This is a genomic window from Streptomyces silaceus, assembly GCF_001419745.1.
GTDB lineage: Bacteria > Actinomycetota > Actinomycetes > Streptomycetales > Streptomycetaceae > Streptomyces > Streptomyces silaceus.
Genome location: NZ_LIRJ01000270.1, coordinates 1 through 642, shown reverse-complemented (window position 1 = coordinate 642; position 642 = coordinate 1). Strand labels below are relative to the sequence as shown.

The following is a 642-nucleotide window of genomic DNA, read 5'->3' as shown; positions in this document are numbered from 1 at the left end:
GGGCCGCGGCCGCCGCGCCCGCCATCGGGATGCGCCAGGCCGGGCTGCTCTTCAAGGGCGAGTACCTGCCGCGCACCGTGCTGTCCTCGGTGATCTCCCTGGCCCAGTCGATGCAGTACTTCGCCGTCGGCTGGTACCTGCCCGTCATCAGCCTCGCCATCTTCGGCGAGAGCTTCGAGAAGGCCACCATCGGCTCGATGGTGTTCAACGCCTTCGGCATCGCCGGCGGACTCGCCTCCGCCTACTTCGGGCGCAGGCTCGGTCTGCGGCTCAGCTCGGCCGTCGGTTTCGCGGGCGTGTTCGTCGCGCTGATCGTCATGGGCCTCACCTTCGGCCGCATCCCGCTGGCGGTGGCCTTCCTGCTGCCCGCCGCGTTCATCCTCTGCCACTCGGCGGGACCCGGCGCCAACGGCAAGTCCATCGCCGCGCTCTCCTACCGCAGCGACGTCCGCGCCCTCGGCACCGGCGTCACCGGCATGGTCGGCAGCTTCGGCAGCGTCGCGGGCCTCTACCTCTTCCCGCAGATCAAGGACGCGCTCGGCCTCGGCCACACCTTCCTCGCACTGTCCGTCGTACCGCTGCTCGGCCTGATCACCTGCCTGGTCATCACGTGGGACCCGACGCAGGCCGCCGCCCCCGACG

General features: G+C 70.9%; 1 protein-coding gene. It reads left to right on the top strand.

Annotated elements, in window-relative coordinates; translation table 11 throughout:
• Positions 1-642: MFS transporter (locus tag AOK22_RS42940; protein ID WP_244164964.1), on the top strand; the 642-nt coding region annotated here is incomplete at both ends.